The following is a 456-nucleotide window of genomic DNA, read 5'->3' as shown; positions in this document are numbered from 1 at the left end:
TTCTAAATTATCCAAATTTGTTCACGATAACGAATTAGGCGAAATGCAGGCCATGGTTACCGCTGCCAACGAAGAATTACGTAACGGCACCGGTGCCGGCAGTGATTTCCGTGACTGGTTGAATTTACCCAAAGATTACGACAAAGCTGAATTCGAGCGGATTAAACAAGCCGCCAAGAAAATTCAAAGTGACTCCAAAGTCTTGGTTGTCATCGGCATTGGTGGCTCTTACCTAGGCGCTAAGATGGCCGTTGATTTCTTAAACGATACTTTCTTTAACTACCTGCCCGACGACCGTCGTCAATTCCCCCAAGTCATGTTTGCCGGCAATTCATTGAGCCCATCGTACGTTTATGATCTGCTCAACTTGATTGGTGACCGCGACTTCTCCGTTAACGTGATTTCGAAATCCGGCACCACAACGGAACCTTCAATTGCCTTTCGGATCTTTAAAGA

The 456-nt window shown here is 45.8% G+C and carries 1 pseudogene; it reads left to right on the top strand.

The features are described 5' to 3' along the window. Positions 1-456: pseudogene (pgi, locus tag FC85_RS09535) on the top strand (glucose-6-phosphate isomerase); the annotation flags it as partial.

Source organism: Lentilactobacillus diolivorans DSM 14421 (assembly GCF_001434255.1).
Taxonomy (GTDB): domain Bacteria; phylum Bacillota; class Bacilli; order Lactobacillales; family Lactobacillaceae; genus Lentilactobacillus; species Lentilactobacillus diolivorans.
This window is presented reverse-complemented; position numbering and strand designations above follow the sequence as displayed.